At 70.1% G+C, this 20,333-nt stretch carries 15 protein-coding genes and 1 riboswitch; of the genes, 5 read left to right on the top strand and 10 right to left on the bottom strand.

The window, feature by feature from the left end; genetic code table 11:
* The first annotated feature begins 117 nt into the window (after positions 1-117).
* Complete coding sequence (locus Ato02nite_RS17390) at positions 118-453, top strand: Hsp20/alpha crystallin family protein (RefSeq protein WP_213007578.1); 336 nt, start codon at positions 118-120, stop codon at positions 451-453.
* On the opposite strand, the gene Ato02nite_RS17385 is transcribed toward Ato02nite_RS17390, so the two are convergent.
* From Ato02nite_RS17385 to Ato02nite_RS17345, 9 genes are all read right to left on the bottom strand, one after another.
* Positions 422-1,042 (bottom strand): carbohydrate-binding protein, encoded by a 621-nt coding sequence (locus Ato02nite_RS17385; protein ID WP_246607105.1) that lies wholly within the window; start codon positions 1,040-1,042, stop codon positions 422-424. The two genes, Ato02nite_RS17390 and Ato02nite_RS17385, sit on opposite strands and share 32 nt — an antisense overlap.
* A 2-nt stretch (positions 1,043-1,044) precedes the next feature.
* Positions 1,045-2,100, bottom strand: a complete 1,056-nt coding sequence (locus Ato02nite_RS17380; protein WP_213007577.1) for an ABC transporter ATP-binding protein — start codon at positions 2,098-2,100, stop codon at positions 1,045-1,047.
* 13 nt (positions 2,101-2,113) lie between these two features.
* Positions 2,114-3,202 carry an ABC transporter ATP-binding protein gene (locus Ato02nite_RS17375; RefSeq protein ID WP_213007576.1) on the bottom strand — a complete coding sequence of 363 codons (1,089 nt, stop codon included), beginning with the start codon at positions 3,200-3,202 and terminating at the stop codon, positions 2,114-2,116.
* Positions 3,203-3,249: 47 nt separating this feature from the next.
* Positions 3,250-4,227 carry an ABC transporter permease gene (locus tag Ato02nite_RS17370; RefSeq protein ID WP_213007575.1) on the bottom strand — a complete coding sequence of 326 codons (978 nt, stop codon included), beginning with the start codon at positions 4,225-4,227 and terminating at the stop codon, positions 3,250-3,252.
* A gap of 113 nt (positions 4,228-4,340) precedes the next feature.
* Positions 4,341-6,083: an ABC transporter substrate-binding protein gene (locus Ato02nite_RS17365; protein ID WP_213007574.1), complete on the bottom strand. Its 1,743-nt coding sequence runs from the start codon at positions 6,081-6,083 to the stop codon at positions 4,341-4,343.
* Positions 6,084-6,115: 32 nt separating this feature from the next.
* Positions 6,116-7,138 (bottom strand): ABC transporter permease, encoded by a 1,023-nt coding sequence (locus tag Ato02nite_RS17360; protein ID WP_213007573.1) that lies wholly within the window; start codon positions 7,136-7,138, stop codon positions 6,116-6,118.
* A 578-nt stretch (positions 7,139-7,716) separates the two neighbouring features.
* On the bottom strand, positions 7,717-8,631 hold the full coding sequence (locus tag Ato02nite_RS17355) for a TIGR03619 family F420-dependent LLM class oxidoreductase (protein WP_213007572.1): 915 nt from the start codon (positions 8,629-8,631) through the stop codon (positions 7,717-7,719).
* 10 nt (positions 8,632-8,641) lie between these two features.
* Complete coding sequence (locus tag Ato02nite_RS17350) at positions 8,642-10,015, bottom strand: Hsp70 family protein (protein WP_213007571.1); 1,374 nt, start codon at positions 10,013-10,015, stop codon at positions 8,642-8,644.
* 142 nt (positions 10,016-10,157) lie between these two features.
* The gene (locus Ato02nite_RS17345) at positions 10,158-10,871 is read right to left on the bottom strand and encodes a tetratricopeptide repeat protein (protein ID WP_213007570.1); all 714 of its coding nucleotides are present in this window, start codon (positions 10,869-10,871) and stop codon (positions 10,158-10,160) included.
* Between the two features lie 70 nt (positions 10,872-10,941).
* On the opposite strand from Ato02nite_RS17345, the gene cobF reads away from it, so the two are divergent.
* Together cobF and Ato02nite_RS17335 are read left to right on the top strand one after the other, a co-directional pair.
* Positions 10,942-11,700: a precorrin-6A synthase (deacetylating) gene (gene cobF, locus Ato02nite_RS17340; protein WP_213007569.1), complete on the top strand. Its 759-nt coding sequence runs from the start codon at positions 10,942-10,944 to the stop codon at positions 11,698-11,700.
* 16 nt (positions 11,701-11,716) lie between these two features.
* The gene (locus Ato02nite_RS17335) at positions 11,717-14,602 is read left to right on the top strand and encodes a DUF4062 domain-containing protein (protein ID WP_213007568.1); all 2,886 of its coding nucleotides are present in this window, start codon (positions 11,717-11,719) and stop codon (positions 14,600-14,602) included.
* Here Ato02nite_RS17335 and cobN read toward each other — a convergent pair.
* Entirely contained in the window at positions 14,599-18,129 is a 3,531-nt protein-coding gene (gene cobN, locus Ato02nite_RS17330; RefSeq protein ID WP_213007567.1) for a cobaltochelatase subunit CobN, read from the bottom strand. The genes Ato02nite_RS17335 and cobN overlap by 4 nt on opposite strands.
* Before the next feature lie 45 nt (positions 18,130-18,174).
* Positions 18,175-18,247: riboswitch (cobalamin riboswitch) on the bottom strand.
* A 129-nt stretch (positions 18,248-18,376) separates the two neighbouring features.
* Between cobN and Ato02nite_RS17325 the strand changes: the two genes are divergently transcribed.
* Both Ato02nite_RS17325 and Ato02nite_RS17320 read left to right on the top strand, forming a co-directional pair.
* A complete protein-coding gene (locus tag Ato02nite_RS17325) occupies positions 18,377-19,702 on the top strand; it encodes a ferredoxin-like domain-containing protein (RefSeq protein ID WP_246607104.1) in 1,326 nt (441 codons plus the stop codon).
* Between the two features lie 2 nt (positions 19,703-19,704).
* Positions 19,705-20,328, top strand: a complete 624-nt coding sequence (locus Ato02nite_RS17320) for a precorrin-8X methylmutase (RefSeq protein WP_213007565.1) — start codon at positions 19,705-19,707, stop codon at positions 20,326-20,328.
* Positions 20,329-20,333 lie beyond the last annotated feature (5 nt).

Below are 20,333 nucleotides of genomic sequence, written 5' to 3'. Positions count from 1 at the left end.
GGGGCGGGCCACGTTGCCCGCCCCACACTTATATGAGGGAATTCCACAGCGAGATTCTCGATTGAGTAGACGTGAGCTCACAAGGCTCAGGTTTGCATCCCGCTGGAGGAACCACCCATGTTGCTTCGTGCCGCGAACGTGCGCGTCCTCGACACCGCCGGCCGTAGCTCAGGCGCCCGCTTCGACGCCTACCGGATCGACGATACGTTTCACATCGACATCGACCTGCCCGGCGTCAACCCGGCCGGCATCGACATCAGCTCCGACGACGAGGGCCTGACGGTGCGGGCCCAGCGTGCCGAGGGCCAGACCGGCCCGGACAGCCGGCAGGTGCTCCTCGCCGACGCGCTGGACTGCGACCGGGTCGACTGCCGCTACGACAACGGCGTACTGACCCTGAAGATTCCGGTGCGGGAATCCGTCAGTGCTGGAACAGCAGCCAGTTCAGATTGAGGAACTCGCCGTCGTCCTCGCGGTCGAACGTGAAGAACACCGTGTGGACGCCGGTGATCGGCGTGGTCAGCGTCACCTCGTCGGTCCGCCAGTTCTGCCACCCGCCGGTCCTGGTGACCCGGAGCGTGCCGACCGGGTCGCCGGTGGGTGAGTCCAGGCGCACATCCATCCGACCGCTGTCCGCGTCGGTGGCCACCCGCACGTCCAGCTTCGTCGCCGGCACCTCGCCGAACTCGATGTTGTCGAACCGCAGGTAGTCACCGGCCGCGATCCAGCCGACGTTCTGCCCGCCGCCCTGGTCCTCGGTGTCCTGCGGCTGGATGCCCTGGTTGCCGTTGGCCGCCTCGGCCTGCAGCGTCTGGTAGACGGTCGGGGTCGGCGGCGCCGAGGTGGTCGGCGCGGCCGACGCCGGCTTCGCAACCGGCGCGGCGACCGCCGGACTGGCAGAAGGAGTGTCCTGCCAGCGCCCGATCCCGTAACCGAGACCCACCAGGCCCACCGCACCCAGCGCGATCAGAGCGCGCTGCCGGGTGCGGTAGGCACGGGTGCGATAGACCGACGGGGCTGCCGGCGGCGGTGCGGCCACCACCCCTAGACCGCTTCGGCGACGATCGACTCGACCGGCGGCTCGGCGAAGTGGCAGGCCACCACAGTGTCGCCGACCGGCTTCCGCTCCAGCGCCGGGTCGGCGGTGGCGCAGATGTCCTCCGCCTTCCAGCAGCGGGTGCGGAACCGGCAGCCGGAGGGCGGGTCGACCGGGCTGGGCACGTCGCCGACCAGGCGGATCCGGTGCTTCGGCGGAACGCCGCGGACCACGCCGATGTCCGGCACGGCGGAGAGCAGGGCCTGGGTGTACGGGTGCTGCGGAGTCTCGTACAGCGCGTCCCGCGGGCCCTCCTCGACCATCCGGCCCAGGTACATCACCGCTACCCGGTCGCAGAAGTGCCGGACCACGCCCAGGTCGTGCGCGATGAAGACGAACGCGATGCCCAGCTCCTTGCGGAGGTTCTCCAGCAGGTTCATCACCTGGGCCTGGATGGACACGTCGAGCGCCGACACCGGCTCGTCGGCCACGATGATCTTCGGGCGGGCGGCCAGCGCGCGGGCGATGCCGATGCGCTGCCGTTGACCGCCGGAGAACTCGTGCGGGTAGCGGTTGTAGTGCTCCGGGTTGAGGCCGACGACCTCGAGCAGCTCCTGCACCCGCTTCAGCTCGCCGCCCTTGGGCACCATGCCGTGCGTGCGCAGCGCGGTGCCGACGATCGTGCCGACCGTGTGCCGCGGGTTCAGCGACGAGTACGGGTCCTGGAAGATCAGCTGGATCTCGCGCCGGTACGGCCGCAGCTTCCGCTCGGACATGTGCGCGATGTCGACGCCCTGGTACTTGATCTCGCCGGCGGTCGGTTCGAGCAGCCGGGTGATCAGCCGGGCCGTGGTCGACTTGCCGCAGCCGGACTCGCCGACCAGGCCCAGCGTCTCGCCGGGCTGCACGGACAGGCTGACCCCGTCCACGGCCTGCACCCATTTGGTGCCGCGAGCCAGGAGGCCTTCGCCCTTCGCCCGGAAGTGCATCTTCACATCGTTGAGCTCGAGCAGCGGAGCGCCCTCGACACGTTTGATGCCGGACTTCTCGGTGGTGGTGGTCATCGTCAGGATCCTCTTACGGCAGCCGGGGCAGGACTTCGGTCTCGAAGACCTTGTCGGGTTCCTTCAGGTGGCACCGGGAGGTGCGCCCCTGGTCCGCGGTCCGCGGGATGAGTTCCGGCTTCAGCGTCCGGCACAGGTCGCCGCCCACCCGGTCGCGGAACTCGCAGCGCGGGTGGAAGGCGCAGCCGCTCGGCATGGCCAGCAGGCTGGGCGGGGAGCCCGGGATCGGGTGCAGCGGACCGGGCGTGCCGGACACCGCCGGGATGCTTTCCAGCAAGCCCCAGCTGTACGGGTGCAGCGGCGCGCCGAGGATCTTCTCGACCGGCCCGTGCTCGACCGCGTTGCCGCCGTACATCACCAGGATGTCGTCGGCGATCTCGGCCACCACGCCGAGGTCATGGGTGATGAACACGACCGCCGAGCCGAAGTCGCGCTGCAGGTCGGCGATGAGGTCGAGGATCTGGGCCTGCACGGTCACGTCGAGGGCCGTGGTCGGCTCGTCGGCGATCAGCAGCTTCGGGTCGTTGACCAGCGCCATCGCGATCATGGCGCGCTGCCGCATGCCGCCGGAGAACTCGTGCGGGTACTGGTCCACGCGGCGCGACGGGTTCGGGATGCCGACCCGGCCGAGCATGTCGACCGCGCGCGCCTTGGCCGCCCGCTTCGAGACGTTGTGGTGCGCCCGGTAGGACTCGGTGATCTGGTCACCGATCGTGAAGAACGGGTGCAGCGACGACTGCGGGTCCTGGAAGATCATCGCGGCGTCGGCGCCGCGGTAGCTCATCAGGTCCTTCTCGGACATGCCGACGACCTCCTTGCCGCCGACCTTGATCGACCCGGAGATCCAGGTCGACTTCCGGTCGTGCAGGCCGAGGATGGCCATGCTCGAGACGCTCTTGCCGGAACCGGACTCGCCGACGATCGCCAGCGTGCGCCGCAGCGGCAGCGAGTAGCTCAGGCCCTGGACCGCCTGCACCCGGCCGTCCGCCGTGGGGAACTGCACGTGCAGGTCGGTGACCTCGAGGTACGCCTCTTCCCCCTCGGCACGGGTGCGGGGGGCACGGGTGACGGTCTGCGGTGCCCGTACGGTCTGTTCGGTCATGTTGCCGCCTTGCGGGACAGATGGGGTCGTGGTCGGGTCGATGTCGCTCATCCGAGCCGCACCCGGGGGTCGAGGACCGTGTACAGGATGTCTACCACCAGGTTCATCACTACCAGGACCGTGGCGCCGACGATCACGCCACCCATCAGCACCGGCAGGTCGTACTGGTTGAACGCGTTGATGATGCGGGTGCCGAGGCCGGGCAGCTGGAAGATGCGTTCGGTGAAGATCGTGTTGACCAGCTGGTAGGCGACGTCGACGCCGAAGATGGTGATGACCGGGGTCATGGCGGCCCGCAGGCCGTGCCGGTAGACCACGCGCCGCTCCGAGATGCCCTTCGACCGGGCGGTGCGGGTGAAGTCCTGGCCCAGTGCCTCGATCATCGAGGCGCGGGAGTACCGGGTGTACTGCGCCGAGTTGGTCAGGCCGAGACAGAGCCAGGCCGCGAGCAGGCCGGCGGCCCACTGGAACGGATTTTCGAAGAACGATACGTACTGTGACTTCGGCAGGAACGTGGCGTACAGCGCGATGACCAGGGCGACGATGAAGTACGGAACCGAGCCGATCACCAGCGAGGTGCCGACGGCCGCCTTGTCGAGGGTCGTTCCGCGGACGCGGGCCGCGATGGTGCCGATCAGCACGCCGAAGCAGAGGTAGATGGTCGCGCCGCCGATGACGATCGACAGCGTGACGGGGACGGCCCGGGCCAGCAGGTCGGTGACGGGGACGCCGAGGATGTACGAGTAACCGAGGCAGGGTGCGTCGCAGTGCCGGGTGACACCACCGGCGGAGTAGTCGCGACCGACCACGATGCCTTTGAAGTAAAGACCGATCTGCTCGACTACGGGTTGGTCGAGATTGAGGCTGTTGGTGATGTCCTTCAGCCGTTCGGGCGTGCACTTCGGGCCGCAGATGACGCCGGCCGGGTCGTGCGGCGCGGCGAAGAACAGCAGGAAACTGCACACCACCGTGACTATCACGACCGAGATCGCACTGATCACGCGTCGCAGGATGTACAGCAGCACGGCGGCACCTCGTGGTGAGAGAGATAGAGATAGGTGACTGGGAGAACGCGGGTAGGCGTGATCGGTGGCCCGGCCGCAGAGCGGCCGGGCCACCGGCCGTTTACTGACCTAGGTCAGCTCTTCAGGTACATGTCCGGGAAGAACGGCATGCCCACGGTCGCGTCGCCGACGGCGCCACCGATGTTGGTGCCGGCCACGACGGCCATCTTGGTGTAGTACCACGGCAGGGCGACGTACATGCCCATGATCTCCTGGTCGAGCGCGGCCCACTTGCCGGTCGCCTGGTCGGTCGGCAGGTTCGCGACGTCCTCGATCTTCTTGTCGAGCGCCGGGTCCTGCAGCATGCCCCAGCTCTGGCCCTCGGCGATGCTCTTGCTCTCGAAGAGCACCGGCAGCCACGAGGAACCGGTCGGCCAGTCGGAGCACCAGCCGCGCGGAGCCTGGCCGGTGTTGACCGGAGCGTCGTAGTCGCCCACCTTGGAGCGCAGGTCGGCGGTGGCGACACCGATCGCCTTGACCTTGAAGCCGGCCTTGGTGAGTGCGTCGGCGCGGATGTTCGAGATCTGCTGCGGGATCGGCTTGGTGTTGTCGTAGTACCAGCTGATCTCGAAGCCGAGCTTGCCGGCGTCGGTCAGGATCTTCTTGGCACCCGCGGGGTCGCCGGCACCGGTACCGGCCAGGTCGGGGAGCGGGGTGTACTTGGTGTGCCCCGGGACGCCCGGCGGCAGGATGGTGCTGGCCGGCTCCGAGGTGTAGTCGTTGTTGCCGTTCGCCTTGGACAGCGCGTCGTACGGGTACGCCTTGGCGATCGCCTTACGGATGTTGATGTCCGTGATCTTCCGCGTGTCCATGTTGAACGTGTAGAGGCAGGGGCTCTCACCCTTGACCAGCTGGTTGGCCTTGTCGCCGGTCAGCTGCGGGATCAGCGAGGCGTCGACCTCGTCGTAGGCGAGCGAGTTGGCGTCGTCGCCGGCCGAGTTCAGCACCTTCTGCTGCAGGGTGACGAGCTCGCCGCCCCACTTGAAGCTCCACGCGTCGGCGTACTGGTGCCGGGCCGGGTCGGTGTTGGGGTCCCAGTTCGGGTTCTTCTTCAGCGTCAGCGAGGTGCCCGGAACGTACTGGTCGAACATGTACGGGCCGGTCGACAGCGGGTGGTTCTTGTAGTCCTGCTTGGTGTCCTTGGCCTTCGGGATCGGCGTGAAGGCCGGGAAGGTCAGGTAGAACGGCAGGTCGGCGAACGGCTTCGCGAGGTGGATGATCAGGGTGTCGGTGCCCTGGGTCTCCACGCCGGAGTAGTTGTCACCGTCGGCGTACGGGCCCTTGTACTTGTCGCCGTCCTTGAAGTAGGACAGCTGGTACGCGGGGCCGTTCGGGTACACGTCGTGGGCGAAGGACCGCTTGATCGCGTACGCCAGGTCCTCGACCTTGACGTCGGTGCCGTCCTCGTACTTGAACGTGCCCGTCATCTTGAACGTCCAGGTCAGCTTGTCCGCCGAGACCGTACCGAGGTCGGTCAGGTCGGGGACGAGGACCGGCTGGCCGTCGCGGATGTCGTACTGCGTGGGCGTACGGAAAGTAAGCTTCTCGATCTCGTTCGAGTCGGTGTAGTACGTGTCAGTGGGGTCGAGCGTGGACGGCGTGGTCTGGGCGACGATCGTGATCGTGCCGCCCTTCTTCGCGCCCGCGACCTCGGCCGCCGGACCCTTGGCGTTCGGGTCGGTCGCAGCCTGCTGGGCCTGAAGCTTGCCGGTGTCGCCCTTGTCCGTGTCGTTCTTGGATGACGGGCTGCCACAGCCCGACAAACCGATCGCCAGGGCGGCTGTCGCCGCCACGGCCACCTTGAAGCGCCTTGCCATTTCTCCTCTTTCTTAACAATGCGTCGACGGGGTCACCGTCGTGTGCGGGGATCGAAAGCGTCTCGGATCGAGTCACCGAGCAGGCTCAGCGCCAGCACCAGGATGCTGATCGCCAGCACAGGCAGCCACAGGTAGAGCGGGTCGGCCCGGTAGTACGTCGTGGCGTTGCTGATCGTGAGCCCCCACGACGGGGTCGGCTCGACCAGACCCACGCCGAGGAAGGTCAGACCCGCTTCGGCGACGATGTAGGTCGGCAGAGCCAGCGAGGTGGCGATGATGATCGGCGCCACCAGGTTCGGCAGCAGTTCCTTGAACAGGACCTTGTGGGTGGGCACGCCCAGCACCCGGGCGGCGGCGATGAACTCGCGCTCGCGCAGCGACAGCACTTCACCGCGGATGAGCCGGGCCAGGCTGGCCCAGCCGAAGAAGGAGAGGACCAGGATCAGCGCGATGAACCGCGACCGGGTGACCTGGCTGACGTCCGCCTCGGTCGGGTTGTCGCCCATGACGCTGAGGATCACGGCCGGAGCGGCGATCGCGAAGAGGAGGTAGGGCAGGCTCAGGACGAAGTCGATGACCCAGGAGATGACCCGGTCGATCCAGCCGCCGAGGAAGCCGGACAGCAGGCCCATGCACACGCCGATGACGGCGGTGATGAAGGTGACCGAGATGGCCACGATCAGGGACGGGCGGGCGCCGTAGACGAAGCGGGCGAACAGGTCACGCCCGAGTCGGGGCTCGATGCCGAACCAATGCTCACTGGTGAACGAGATGGTCGGAAAACCGTACTCGTCGATCAGGTCCTGGTGCAGTGTCGTCGTGTCCTGGCCCTCGAGCTTCGCGAGAAGCGGGGCGAACACGGCGATCAGGATGAAGAAGATGAAGATGCCCAGGCAGACCATGGCGAGCCGGTCCTTGCGCAAGCGCGCCAGGGCGATCTGGGTCGGCGACTTGTGCCGGGTCTCGACCTTCTTCAGATCTCCTGTGGGAGCCGTCATCGCGTCGATCGACGCGCCCTTCGGCTCCAGCGCGGCCTCTTCGATCAGGGGTTCCACGCTTCAATCACCTCCTCGAACGACACACCCTCACATGCGCCGTGCGCGAGAGGTATTCGGATCCTGCGGTTGGGAAGGTAGCCCGTAAAACGTCCGTAGAAAATGGGTTGACGCATCGAATGAATAACAGCCAGCTGACAGCCCATATCACGTAGGCCATACCAGACGCAGCCCCATGGGGGAATGAACCGTCATTTGACCGAGCAAATCGTACCTTTCGACGATCCACGGTGTCCCATTTGCGAGATATCACAACCCAAAGGGCAATCGTACGGTTGCGCAAAGTCATCGAAGTTGCCGAGCGACCTCGAAGAGCCGCTGTTTCGTCAGGGTTTCACCGAGATGTCGATCTTGGGAAGGCGCCGAGCCGGATCCTTCGGCCGTGAGCGCTCTCACACGGAAGATCTGCGGTGGATCGGGCCGAGAGCCCCCGGATCCACGGTCCAACGGCCCCTCGGAGCACGGTTCTGTGTTGATCTCCGTTACTCAACGCACTCGCCGAAAGTTTTCGCGAGCCATTCTGATTACGAATCGGACGCCATTTCATGCCATTCCCCGGACTTCGACCGGCGTCTTCCCTACGTTGCGAAGTCGGTCGGCGCCAGATCGGTGATGATCTCTACCGCCCGCTCCAGGGCCGCCGCCGGGTCCGCGTCCGGGCCGCCCAGCAGCGGATCCCAGTTCAGGTCGTCGAACAGCTCGGTCACGCCGGCCTGGGCATAAAGCTCGGCACCGGCCCGAATCTGCTCGGCGTCGCCCGACAACGGCAGCGAATCGTGCCGTTCGCCGGCTTTTACCCAGCCCCGCACCACGATGCGCACCTCGTCCGGGTCCCGCCCGGACTCCTCGGCCGACCGGCGCACCACCTGAACGCCCCGCCGCACGTCCTCCAGCCGGGCCTGGCTGCTGCTCACCCACCCCGCCGCGATCCGGCCCGCCCGCCGCAGCGCCGGATCGGCGGTGCCGCCCAGCAGCACCGGAGGGCCGCCCGCCTGCACCGGCGGCGGCGCCGACCGGCTCGGCGGAACGGTGTAGAACTCGCCGTCGAAGGATGCCACCGGGTCGTTCCAGAGGGTGCGCAGAGCCGCCACGTACTCCTCGGTGCGCCGTCCGCGCGGGTTCGGGTCCGAACCGGTCGCCACGAACTCCGGTTCCGACCAGCCGGTGCCCAGCCCCAGGTCGTGCCGCCCGCCGGAGAGCACGTCCAGGGTGGCGGCCTGCTTCGCGAGGTAGGCCGGCGACACGTACGGCAGGTTGATCACGGCGACACCGAGCCGGATGCGCGACGTGACCGCGGCGGTGTAACCCAGCGCCACCATCGGATCGAGCACGCTCTGGTAGACCGGCGCCAGCTGCTGATCGGCACCGACCAGCAGCCGCTGGAACGCCCACAGCCCGTGATAGCCGAGTTCCTCGGCCAGCTTCCCGAACCGCACCAGCGACGCGGGCATCGCCCATGCTCCGGAAACCGGCAAACCCAGGCTGATCAACATAAGAGCAACGTTAGCGGCGGTCGTATTCGGCCGACAACGCCTCGCCCAACTCGGTCAGGCGGGCATCCGGGGCCGCCGCCTGAATGGCGCCGACGAACGCCAGGTAGGCGGCGCGCAGCTCACCGCGGGCGCCGTCCAGCGCCGTGGCCAGCAGGTCGCGGCTGGCCACGGCGACCGGGCGGAAGTCGGCGGGGGTCTCGGCCGGCACCCCCGGCAGCAGATCGGGCAGGTCCGGCTCACCCGGCACGGCGGCCGGGTTCGGATCGGCCATCTCGGCGCGTAACCGCAGGTTGGCGCCGAGCAGGCCGGGCCGGGAACCCTCGAAGGTCAGGGCCGGCTCGTACTCCCGGGCGATCAGGCCGGCACCCCGCGCGTTCAGCTCGGCCGGGTCGGCGTCAGCCCGGATGCCGTCCGGGCCGAGGCCGAAGTAATCGGCCACACGCTCCCGGATCGACGGGATCCGGGAGCAGCCGCCGGCCAGCAGCACCTGGTCGACGCCCGCCCGGACCACGCGGTGCTCGAGCTCGGCCGCGGCCAGGGCGGCCGTCAGGTAACCCAGCGTCTTGGTCACGTCCGGCTCGATCATCGCCTCGAAGACCCGGCGGGACAGCGGCACCGTCGCGCTGACCGTAGCGGTCAGCAGCGGCAGCTCGAGGACGGTGGTCTCGGTGCTGGACAGCTCGCGCTTGCGGCGCTCGGCCTCCCGCCGGATCCGCCGGCGCACGTGCTCGTCCCGGCTCAGGTCGACGTGGTGCCGCTCGCGGATCTGGCGCAACACGTACCCCACGATGTGCTCGTCGAAGTCGTCGCCGCCCAGCCGCGGGTCACCGGCCGCGCCCAGCACGGTCACCCCCTCCGGCCCGATCCGCACGATCGCGGTGTCGAACGTGCCACCGCCGAGGTCGTAGATCGCGTAGATCCGCTCGCGGTCGTCGGCACCGAGCGCCACCGCCGCCGCGACCGGGTCGTCGAGCAGCCGGCGCACGTTGAGCTGGGCGAGACCGGCCGCCTCGCGGATCGCGCGGCGCTGCGACTCACCGGCCGAACCGGACACGGTGATCACCGCGTCGTGCACCGAGCCGCCGAGGAACGCCTCGGCCTGCCGCTTCAACTCGATGAGCAGGAAGGCGCAGATCTCGGGCGGGCGGTACTGCCGGCCGCGCAGCCGGAGCCGCTCGTCGGTGCCCAGGCCACGCTTGATGCCGTCGATCTGCGGCAGCGCATCGCTCGCCGAGGGACGGCCGACCAGGATGCGGCCGGCCGGATTTTGCCCCACCACGGCGGGCAGCGCGGATGAGCCGTCCGGGCCCGGGATGACGATCAGCTTCGAACCATCCCAGACGGACATCGTGCACGAGGTCGTGCCGAGATCGATCCCGATCACCGGATGGTAGGGAGAAGACGAAGCACTGTGCTCGGTCAAGGCCGCCCCCTATGACCAGCTCGCTGTCAGTTAACTTACAGTCGAGTTAACTGATCACGATCGATCCGTCGGAATCCCGACGAACGCTGGACATCGGGAACGCTCAGGTTCCTCTGGCCTCGGCGTCCCGCAGCGCCCGCTCCGCCCAGCCGATCCGCTGGTCACTCAGGCCGGCCGCGCGGGCCTGGTAGACCGCCTCGTGGAGCAGGCGCATCGCCTCGGACCGGTTGCCCGCCGCCAGCTCGGCCTCGCCCAGCGCGAGCGTGCCGGTCGCCACCCGGCGCGGGTCGCCGTAGCGCTCCCGCAGCACCTGCGACATGCGCAGGTGCCGCAGCCCCTGCTCCGGGTCGCCGGCCACGTAGACGTGGAAGAACCCGATGTGCCGGTGCACCTCGGAGCGCACCATCTCGTCGGCGTACCGCTCGGCCAGCTCGAGCGCCTCGCCGTAGAACGGCATCGCGGTGGCCCAGTCACCACGCAGCACCTGATGCACCAGACCCAGCCCGAACAGCGACTCGGCCGCGCCGGCCGGGTCGTCGGCCTCCCGCTGGATGGCCAGGGCGTCCTGGAACAACCGCTCCTCGGCCGGCCAGTCGGCCCGGCTCAGGTCCTCCCCGATCGCCGCGAAGTGCAACAGCATGCCGAGCCCGGTCAGCGCGGCCGCCTCGTCCACCCGGTCACGGCTGCGGCGTGCGCTGTCCCGCGCCGCCTCCAGCAGTTGCCGCGCCGGAAGGTAGTCACCGGTGCGGAACGCCGCCTCCAGCATCGCCTCGTTGCCCGCGGCGAGCAGTGCCCCGGCGGTCGGCTCGCTCCCCATGAACATAGACGCTACTAAAAGTCACGTCGGCGGCGCGCTCCCGTCCCGCGGCTCCGCGATAGCCTGCATCGTGCGGAAGATCTACGTGATCGGGATCGGGGCCGGTGACCCCGACCAGCTGAGCCTGCAGGCGGCCAAGGCGATCGGCCGGACCGACGTCTTCTTCGTGCTCGACAAGGGCGAGGCGAAGGAAAGCATGATCGAGCTGCGGCGACGCATGATGAAGGCGTACGGCCGGCCCAGCCGGCGCATCGCCGAGGGCCGCGACCCCGACCGGGACCGCACGCCCGCCGACTACCAGGGCACGATCGCCGACTGGCGGCACCGCCGTTCCGAGGTGACCGAGGCGCTGATCAGCGAGCACCTGCTGGACGACGAGACCGGCGCCTTTCTGGTGTGGGGCGACCCGTCCCTCTACGACTCGACCATCGCGATCCTCGACGAGATCCTGGCCCGCGGCCAGACCCTCTTCGAGTACGAGATGATCCCCGGTATCAGCAGCGTCTCGACCCTGGCCGCCCGGCACAGGATCCCGCTGAACCGGGTCGGCCGCGCGTTCCAGGTGACCACCGGCCGCCGGCTCGCCGACGAGGGCTGGCCGGCCGGCGTCGACGACGTGATCGTCATGCTCGACGCCCAGCAGGCGTTCACCGCCCACCCCGACGCCGACATCTACTGGGGCGCCTACCTGGGCACCGAGGACGAGATCCTGGCCTCCGGCAAGGTCGCCGACGTCGCCGACGACATCCTCAAGATCCGCTCCGAGGCCCGCGAACGCCACGGCTGGATCATGGACACCTATCTATTACGCCGCCCCGACGCGAAGTGATGGTATTAGTGGGGCGGTGAGCCGCCGGGTCTTCGTCAGCAGTGCGTCGGGCGCAGTTGCGCCCTACCGCAAGGCCGCGGTCGACGTGTGTCATCGGCTGGGGCTGACCCCGGTCTTCATGGAGGAGTTCGATCCGCAGCGGCCGGCACCCGCCGATGTCTGCCGCGACCTGGTCGCCGGTTGTGACGTGTTCCTGCTGGTGCTCGCCCACCGGTACGGTTCGCGTCCGCCGGGCGAGGCCCGCTCGTACACCGAGCTGGAGTACGAATGGGCGGTGGAGCGGCCCGACCTCCCGGTGCTGGTCTTCGTCGTCGATCCAGCTTTCCCCTGGTCACCGCTCGATGTCGACAGCGGCCCGGATGCCGAGGCATTGGCTCGGTTCATCGGTCGGGTGACCACCGGGCACGTGGTCAAGGCGTTCGACACCGTCGAGTCGTTCCGCGAGGACGTGCTGCTCGCGCTGCGCGGGCACGAGTCGGCCGAACCGGAGACCGGTGGGCGGCCGCTGCCTCCACCGCCCGCGTTTCACGCCTTCCCGCCCTATGTGGGCAGCGCGCCGTTCACCGGCCGGGAGGCCGACCTGACCGCGCTGGACGCTTGGGGAACCTCGGCCGACCCGATGCTGGTGGTGGAGGCGATCGGGGGCACCGGCAAGAGCGCCCTCACCTGGGAGTGGGCCGTGCACCGGGCGCCGGACACGATCGATGGTCTCGCCGGACGCCTGTGGTGGAGTTTCTACGACCGTTCCCCGTCGCTCACCTGGTTCCTGCGGGAGGTGCTCGCCTACACCACCGGCCGCACGCCGCACTCGATCCGTAAACTGTCTCGGACCGACCTCGCCGCGCAGGTGCTGGCAGCCCTTCGCAGCCGCCCGTTCCTGCTGGTCCTGGACGGCTTCGAGCGGCTGCTCAACGCCTACCACGAAGTCGATCCGTCGAAAATACGCGACGACGAGATCGAACCGGCCAAGCGGTCGATGATCGACCCGCTCGCCGAGGACGTACTGCGGGAGCTGACCGCGGCCGGGCCGTCCAAGGTGCTGATCAGCACCCGGCTCATGCCGGACGCGGTGATCGGGCGCTTCGGCCGACAGGTGACCGGGGTCCAGCACCTCCGGCTGCCGGGCCTCACCGATGACGACGTGGTCTCCCTGCTCGACCGGCTCGGGGTGGGCGGCAACCGGTCGGCGATCACCGGCTTCTTCGGCCGGCTCGACAACCATCCACTGCTGGCCGGGATCGTGGCCGGCATGGTTCGGGACTATCGGCCGCAACCCGGCGACTTCGGCCGCTGGCTGGCCGATCCGGCGGCCGGCGGCCGGCTGGCTCTGGTCGAGCTCGATCTGACCCAGCGCCGCACGCACATCCTCGCCGCCGCGACGTCCGGGCTGTCCTGGTCGAGCCAGCGCCTGCTCAGTTGGATATCGGTGCTGTCCGGGACGGTGGAGTGGGCCGCGGTCGAAGCGATCAACCCGCTCCGGCCGCCGCCACCGGAGCCCCTGGCCGATGCCGAGGAGACCGAGCGGCGGGCGACCCGGTGGCGGTCGTCCGAAGTGGTTACCCGCGCCACGACCCAGCTCGATCGTGCGCTGCGCGACCTGGAGGAGCGCGGCCTGCTCTGGTGGGACCGCGGGTCCAACACCTACGACATGCATCCGGTCATCCGGTCCTACGTCTACGACCAGCTGGAGGCCGGCGACCGGGTGCGGGCGAACCAGGCGGTCCGGGACTACTTCCAGGCGCTTCCCCCCGAGGACACCGAGCGGGCGACCGGCGTCGAGGACCTCCGCCAGACGATCACGATTTTCCGGGCTCTGGTGGGGGCCGGACTGGTCGCCAACGCCGACGAACTGTGGGCGCGCAGCCTTGCCGACATCCTCCTGGTGCAACTCGGCGCCTACTCCACCGCGACGGAGCTGCTGACCCCGATCGCGTCAACCGGCCGCACCGCCACTCGGGCCGCGCTCGCCGTCGCGTACCACCTACAAGGCCGGCACGACGAGGCGATCGCCCAGGAGGGTGACCTGCTTGCCGACCTGTTACGGGCCGGGATCTTCGGCCATGCCCGAACCAGCCTGGCCCGGCTGACCACCGTGTACCGCAGCAACGGCCAACTGGCCCACGCGGCCGAGATGCTGTCGTTGTGGGCGAAGATGGTCACCGCCACAGGCGACAAACCGGCCCACGACGCCAACCTCGCCCTCGCCCGCGCCGAGTTCGGCCTGCTGACCGGCGACACCGAGCAGGCAGGTCGCGGGCTCGCGGAAGCCGAACAGCTCCGGGTGCAACCGAACTCACCCTGGCACCACGGCAATCTCCTGCTGCATCGTCTGGAACTGGAGTTCCGCGAGACCGGCCGGCTGCCGTCGATCCGGTTGGATCGGGCCGAAAGCCGCCTGACCTCCGCACGACATCGGATCCGGCTCACCGCCCTCCGGCTGGATTCGCTCCTCGCGGAGGCGGAGTTCGACGCGGCGGTACCGGTTGCCGAGTTCCACGAACGGCTCAGCCGCAACGCCGGTGTCGACACGGCGCCCGCGATGCTCGCCTATCTGCTCGCCCGCACCGGCCGGACGGACGACGCCGCCTCCGCCGTCGAGGCGGTGCTTCACCGGCTTCCGCGGTTACGCTCGAATGCACGGCCGCACCGGTGGCTCGCCGAGGCGCTGTTCGTGCTGGACCGGCGCGAGCAGGCGATTCACCATGCCGGGCTGGCTTATCGGCAAGCGTGGGCGGACGGGCCGCCGTACACCTTCCACTGGGACCTCCAGGCCGCCGGTGAGCTGCTGACCAGGCTGGGTGAGGACCCGCCGGAACTGGCCCGGCGAGCCCGGCCGGCGGTGCCGATGCGCGACGAGATCGTCGCCTTCATCGAGGCCCGCCAGCTCCTCACGTTTGACTAGTGGTCCTCGAGATCGCCCTCGGTGGCCAGGAAGACCTCCTGCAGCGCGGACAGCGTCTCCGGCGAGGGTGACTCCCAGAGCTTGCGGTCGGCCGCCTCCAGCAGGCGCTCGGTGATGCCGTGCAGGGCCCACGGGTTGGAGTCCTGCATGAACTTCTGGTTCTCCGGGTCCAGCACGTAACTGGCGGCCAGCTGCTCGTACATCCAGTCGGTGACCACGCCGGCGGTGGCGTCGAAGCCGAACAGGTAGTCGACCGTGGCGGCCAGCTCGAACGCGCCCTTGTAGCCGTGCCGGCGCATCGCGGCGATCCAGCGCGGGTTGACCACCCGGGCCCGGAAGATCCGGGCCGTCTCCTCGGTCAGGCTCCGGGTGCGGGTGGCGTCCGGGTTGGTGGAGTCGCCGACGTACGCGGCGGGAGCCTTGCCGGTGAGCGCGCGGACCGTGGCGATCATGCCGCCGTGGTACTGGAAGTAGTCGTCCGAGTCGGCGATGTCGTGTTCGCGGGTGTCGATGTTCTTGGCGGCCACGTCGATCCGGCGGTAGGCGTTCTCCATGTCCGGGCGCGCGGGCACGCCGTCCAGGCCACGCCCGTACGCGAAGCCGCCCCACACTGCGTACACCTCGGCCAGGTCCTTGTCGTCCCGCCAGTTCCGGCTGTCGATGAGCGGAAGGATGCCGGCGCCGTAGGCGCCCGGCCGGGAGCCGAAGATGCGCATGGTGGCCCGCCGCCAGTCGCCATGAGAATCCTGGTCACGCAGGGCGTGGTCGCGCACGTAGTTGTCCGGCTCGTCGAGCTCGGCGATCATCCGGAAGGCGTCGTCGAGCATCGCCACCACGTGCGGGAACGCGTCCCGGAAGAAGCCGGAGATGCGGACCGTGACGTCGACCCGCGGCCGGCCCAGCTCCTCGCGGGCGATCGGTTCCAGGCCGGTGACCCGGCGCGAGGCCGGATCCCAGATCGGGCGTACGCCGATCAGGGCGAGAATCTCGGCGATGTCGTCGCCGGCCGTGCGCATGGCGCTGGTGCCCCACGCGGAGAGGCCGACCGAGCGCGGCCAGTCGCCGTAGTCGGCGCGGTAGCGGGCCAGCAGCGAGTCGGCCATGGCCTGGCCGGTCTCCCAGGCGAGCGCGCTCGGGATGGCCTTGGGGTCGACCGAGTAGAAGTTGCGGCCGGTCGGCAGCACGTTGATCAGGCCGCGCAGGGGCGAGCCGCTCGGCCCGGCCGGGACATAGCCGCCGTCCAGCGCGTGCAGCACGTTGGTGAGCTCGTCCGTGGTCCGGGCGAGGCGTGGCACCACCTCGGTCGCGGCGAACTCCAACACCCGCCGTACCTCGGAATTGTCGGAGATGTGGGACGCGTCGGTCGGCCAGCCGGCCTCCTCCATCGCCATGACCAGGGCCCGGGCCTGCTCCTCCACCTCGTCGGTGCGGGCGGTGGACGCGTCCTCGGCCAGACCGAGCGCCTCGCGCAGACCGGGCAGCGCGGCCACCTTGCCGGCCCACATCTGCCGGGCCCGCAGCATGGCGAGCACCAGGTTGACCCGGGCCTCGCCGACCGGCGCGGCACCGAGGATGTGCAGGCCGTCGCGGATCTGCACGTCCTTGACCTCGCACAGCCACCCGTCGACGTGCAGGATGAACTCGTCGAACTCCTCGTCGCCGGGCCGGTTGTCCAGGCCCAGGTCGTGGTCCATCTTGGCGGCCTGGATCAGCGTCCAGATCTGGGCGCGGATGGCCGGCAGCTTCGCCGGGTCGAGCGCGGCGATGTTGGCGTGCTCGTCGAGCAGTTGCTCCAGGCGGGCGATGTCGCCGTACGACTCGGCCCGCGCCATCGGCGGGATCAGATGGTCGACCAGCGTGGCGTGCGCCCGCCGCTTGGCCTGGGTGCCCTCGCCCGGGTCGTTGACCAGGAACGGGTAGATCAGCGGCAGATCGCCGAGGGCGGCGTCGGTGCCGTCGCTGGCCGACATGCCCACGTTCTTGCCCGGCAGCCACTCCAGGTTGCCGTGCTTGCCGACGTGCACGACCGCGTGCGCCCCGAACTCGTCGGCCAGCCAGCGGTAGGCGGCCAGGTAGTGGTGGCTCGGCGGCAGGTCGGGGTCGTGGTAGATGGCCACCGGGTTGGCGCCGAACCCGCGCGGCGGCTGCACCATCACCACGACGTTCTCGTCCTGGAGCGCGGCCAGCACGATGTCGCCGCTGTCGACGTACAGCTCGCCGGGCGGCGGCCCCCAGTGCTGGACCATGCGGTCCCGCAGGTCGGCCGGCAGCGTGGCGAAGAACTCCGTGTACCGCGCGCCGGTGATCCGCACCTTGTTCGCCGAGAGCTGGTCCTCGGTCAGCCAGTCCGGGTCCTGCCCACCCGCCGCGATCAGCGTGTGGATCAGCCCGTCCCCGTCGTAGTCGGTGAACGACCCGGTCCGGTAGCCGCCCTCACGCATCGCGGCCAGCAGCGCGACCGTCGAGGCCGGGGTGTCCAGACCGACCGCGTTGCCGATGCGCGAATGCTTGGTCGGATAGGCGGAGAGCATCAGCACGATCCGCCGCTCGGCCGGCGGCACGTGCCGCAGCCGGGCATGCGCGACCGCGATGCCGGCCACCCGGGCGGCCCGTTCGTCGTCGGCCACGTAGACCGACAGCCCGTCCGGGTCGATCTCCTTGAACGAGAACGGGACCGTGATGATCCGGCCGTCGAACTCGGGGATCGCCACCTGGGTGGCCGCGTCGAGCGGCGACAGCCCGTCGTCGCCGGCCTCCCAGACAGAACGGCTGCTGGTCAGGCACAACGCCTGCAGGATCGGCACGTCCAGACCGGCGAGAACACCGACGTCCCACGCCTCGTCGTCGCCGCCGGCTCCGACCGTCGCGGGCTTCGTGCCGCCTGCGGCGAGCACGGTCACGATCAGGGCGTCGGCCGTACGCAACTCGGCCAGGAGCTCTTCCGACGCCGTACGCAAGGAGGCGGTGAAGATGGGCAGCGGCCGCGCGCCCTTCGCCTCGATCTGCCGGCACAACGATTCGACGAACGCGGTGTTGCCGGCCATGTGGTGCGCCCGGTAGTAGAGCACCGCGATGACCGGCCCGGTGGCCGTCGTCTCGCGCGGCAGCGGACCCCAGTCCGGCGCGGCCACCGGCGCGGCGAAACCGTGCCCGGTGAGCAGCACGGTGTCGGAGAGGAAGTGGAAGACGGCGGTCAGATTTTCCGCCCCACCCTGCGCCAGGTAGGTGTGCGCCTCGGCGGCCACGCCGGCCGGCACGGTGGAGAGTTTCATCAAGTCGGCGTCCGGCGCCTGCTCGCCGCCCAGCACGACCACCGGGACCGGCCCGGCGAGCAGCGCGTCGAGCCCCTCTTCCCAGGCCCGCCGGCCGCCCAGGATCCGGACGACGACCAGGTCGACCCCGTCGAGCAGGGAGGGCAGATCGTCGACGCCGGTGCGGGCCGGGTTGGCGAGCCGCCAGTCGGCGGCGCCGGCCCGGGCGCTGAGCAGATCGGTGTCGGACGTCGACAGCAGCAGAAACACGCGCACTCCCCCTCGGGGTCCGCGCCCCGGGTAGACGGATCACGGCGACCGGAGTTCCTGGCTCCCGAACCTGGTAGGCCCGGTGACAGTGGCGGGACCGCGCCGGATTTCCACCGGCTTCCTCCGCGGCGTCGCCGCTCGTGACCACCCAGCCTTCCGGGCCGCGCCGACCGCCGTCAAGCCGGGGTGCGGTGTGTGACGATGCCGACCCGAGGATGCGTTCATGTCGGTGGCCCTCCGTAGGATCCGGCAGGTGCCCCTCCCGATCCGCCGGTCCGAGACCGACGCGTGCCCCGGCGCCCTGCGACTGCACCAGGCAGCCGACGGGCCGCTCGCGCGCATCCGTCTCCCCGGCGGCCGGCTGACCGGCACCCAGCTGGCCGCGCTCGCTTCGATCGCCGCCGATTCCGGCGACGGCAGCCTCGAACTGACCTCCCGGGCCAACGTTCAGCTGCGGGCGCTGACCCGGACCAACCCCACGGATCTCGCGGCCCGGCTGTCGGCCGCCGGCCTGCTGCCGGCCCCGACCCACGAGACCGTACGCAACATCGCGGCCCCGCCGTTGGCCGACGCCCGGACCCGCGCCCTGATCCACGACCTGGACGCCGCCCTGTGCGCCGACCCGGAGTTGACCGCCCTCCCCGGCCGCTTCCTGTTCGCCATCGGCCCGGTCCCCCTGGCCACCGACGTCGCCGCGGTCGCGGTCGGTGCGGCCCCCGCCGACGAGTTCGCCATCCTCTTCGCCGGCCACGACGAGGGCCTCCGCGTCCCCGCCGACCGGGTGACGGCCGCCCTGTTGGCCGCCGCCCACGCGTTCCTCGATGCCCGCGCCCACCACAAGTCGGCCATCACCACGCCGGACACCGCTGACCGGCCCGCGGCCGGGGCGACGCCGGTGGTCGGCACGGGAAAGCTCGCGTGGCGCCTCGCCGAGTTGCCCGGCGGCGCCCGGGTGATCGCCGAACTGACGGCCGCGCGGCTGGGCGCCGCCCTGCGCGACGAACAGGGCCTCGTTCCCGACTACCCCGCGTCGCCGGTGGGCGTGCTGCCGCAGTCCGACGGGCTGGTCGCGGTCGGGGCGATCGTTCCGCTGGGGCGGCTGACCGGCGTACAGATGAAAGTGCTGGCCGAAGCCGACCACCTGGTCATGACCCCCTGGCGTGGGGTCGTCGTGGCCGATCTTCCGCCGTCGGCGGTGTCGGCGTGGCAGCGCCGCCTCGCCGAGGCCGGCCTGCCGACCGGCCCCGACTCCCGCTGGACCGGCGTGACCGCCTGCGCCGGGCTCCCCGGCTGCGCCAAATCCCGGGCCGACATCCGCGCGGACGCCCTGGCCGCCACCCGTTTCGTCGACGGCCTCCCGGTGCACTGGCTCGGCTGCGAGCGCGGTTGCGGCTCCCCCGCCGGCCCGCACGTCCGCGTCGAGGCCACCCCCGACGGCTACGCCATCACCACGCCGGACGGCCAGGTCGTGGTGGCAACCGCGATTACCCCCCACCCACCGACCGCGGCCGGCCACCCCTCGGCTGCGGGCTTCGACGCTGGTCTGGCGGACCTCGTCGCTGCGGCACGCAGGAGCTGAGCATGGAATTCGACTATGAGCGGGACGGGGCCGAGATCTATCGGCGGTCGTTCGCGACCATTCGGGCGGAGGCCGATCTCACCGCGTTTCCGGCGGATCTGAGTCGGGTCGTCGTGCGGATGATTCATGCCTGCGGGATGGTCGATCTCACCGGGGACGTCGGGTTCAGCCCGCTCGTGGCGCAGGCGGCACGCAAGGCGCTGCTCGACGGGGCGCCGATCCTGTGTGACGCCGAGATGGTCGCGTCCGGGATCACCCGCAAGCGGCTGCCGGCCGGCAACGACGTGGTGTGCACGCTGCGCGATCCGGCCGTGCCGGAACTGGCCGCGAAGCTCGGCACCACCCGCAGCGCGGCGGCGCTCGACCTCTGGGGTGACCGGCTCGGCGGCAGCGTGGTGGCGATCGGGAACGCGCCGACCGCGCTGTTCCGGCTGCTGGAGATGATCGCGGCGGGGGCACCGCGGCCGGCCGCGGTGCTGGGCATCCCGGTCGGGTTCATCGGCGCGGCCGAGTCGAAGGAGGCGCTCGCCGCCTCCGATCTGGAACATCTGGTCGTGCGCGGGCGGCGGGGTGGCAGCGCCATCACCGCGGCCGCGGTCAACGCCCTCGCCTCGGAGACGGAGTGACATCC

The organism is Paractinoplanes toevensis (genome assembly GCF_018332695.1).
In the GTDB taxonomy this organism is placed as follows: Bacteria; Actinomycetota; Actinomycetes; order Mycobacteriales; family Micromonosporaceae; genus Actinoplanes; species Actinoplanes toevensis.
The sequence above is the reverse complement of the archived record's forward strand: the minus strand, read 5'-3'. Positions and strand labels throughout refer to the sequence as shown.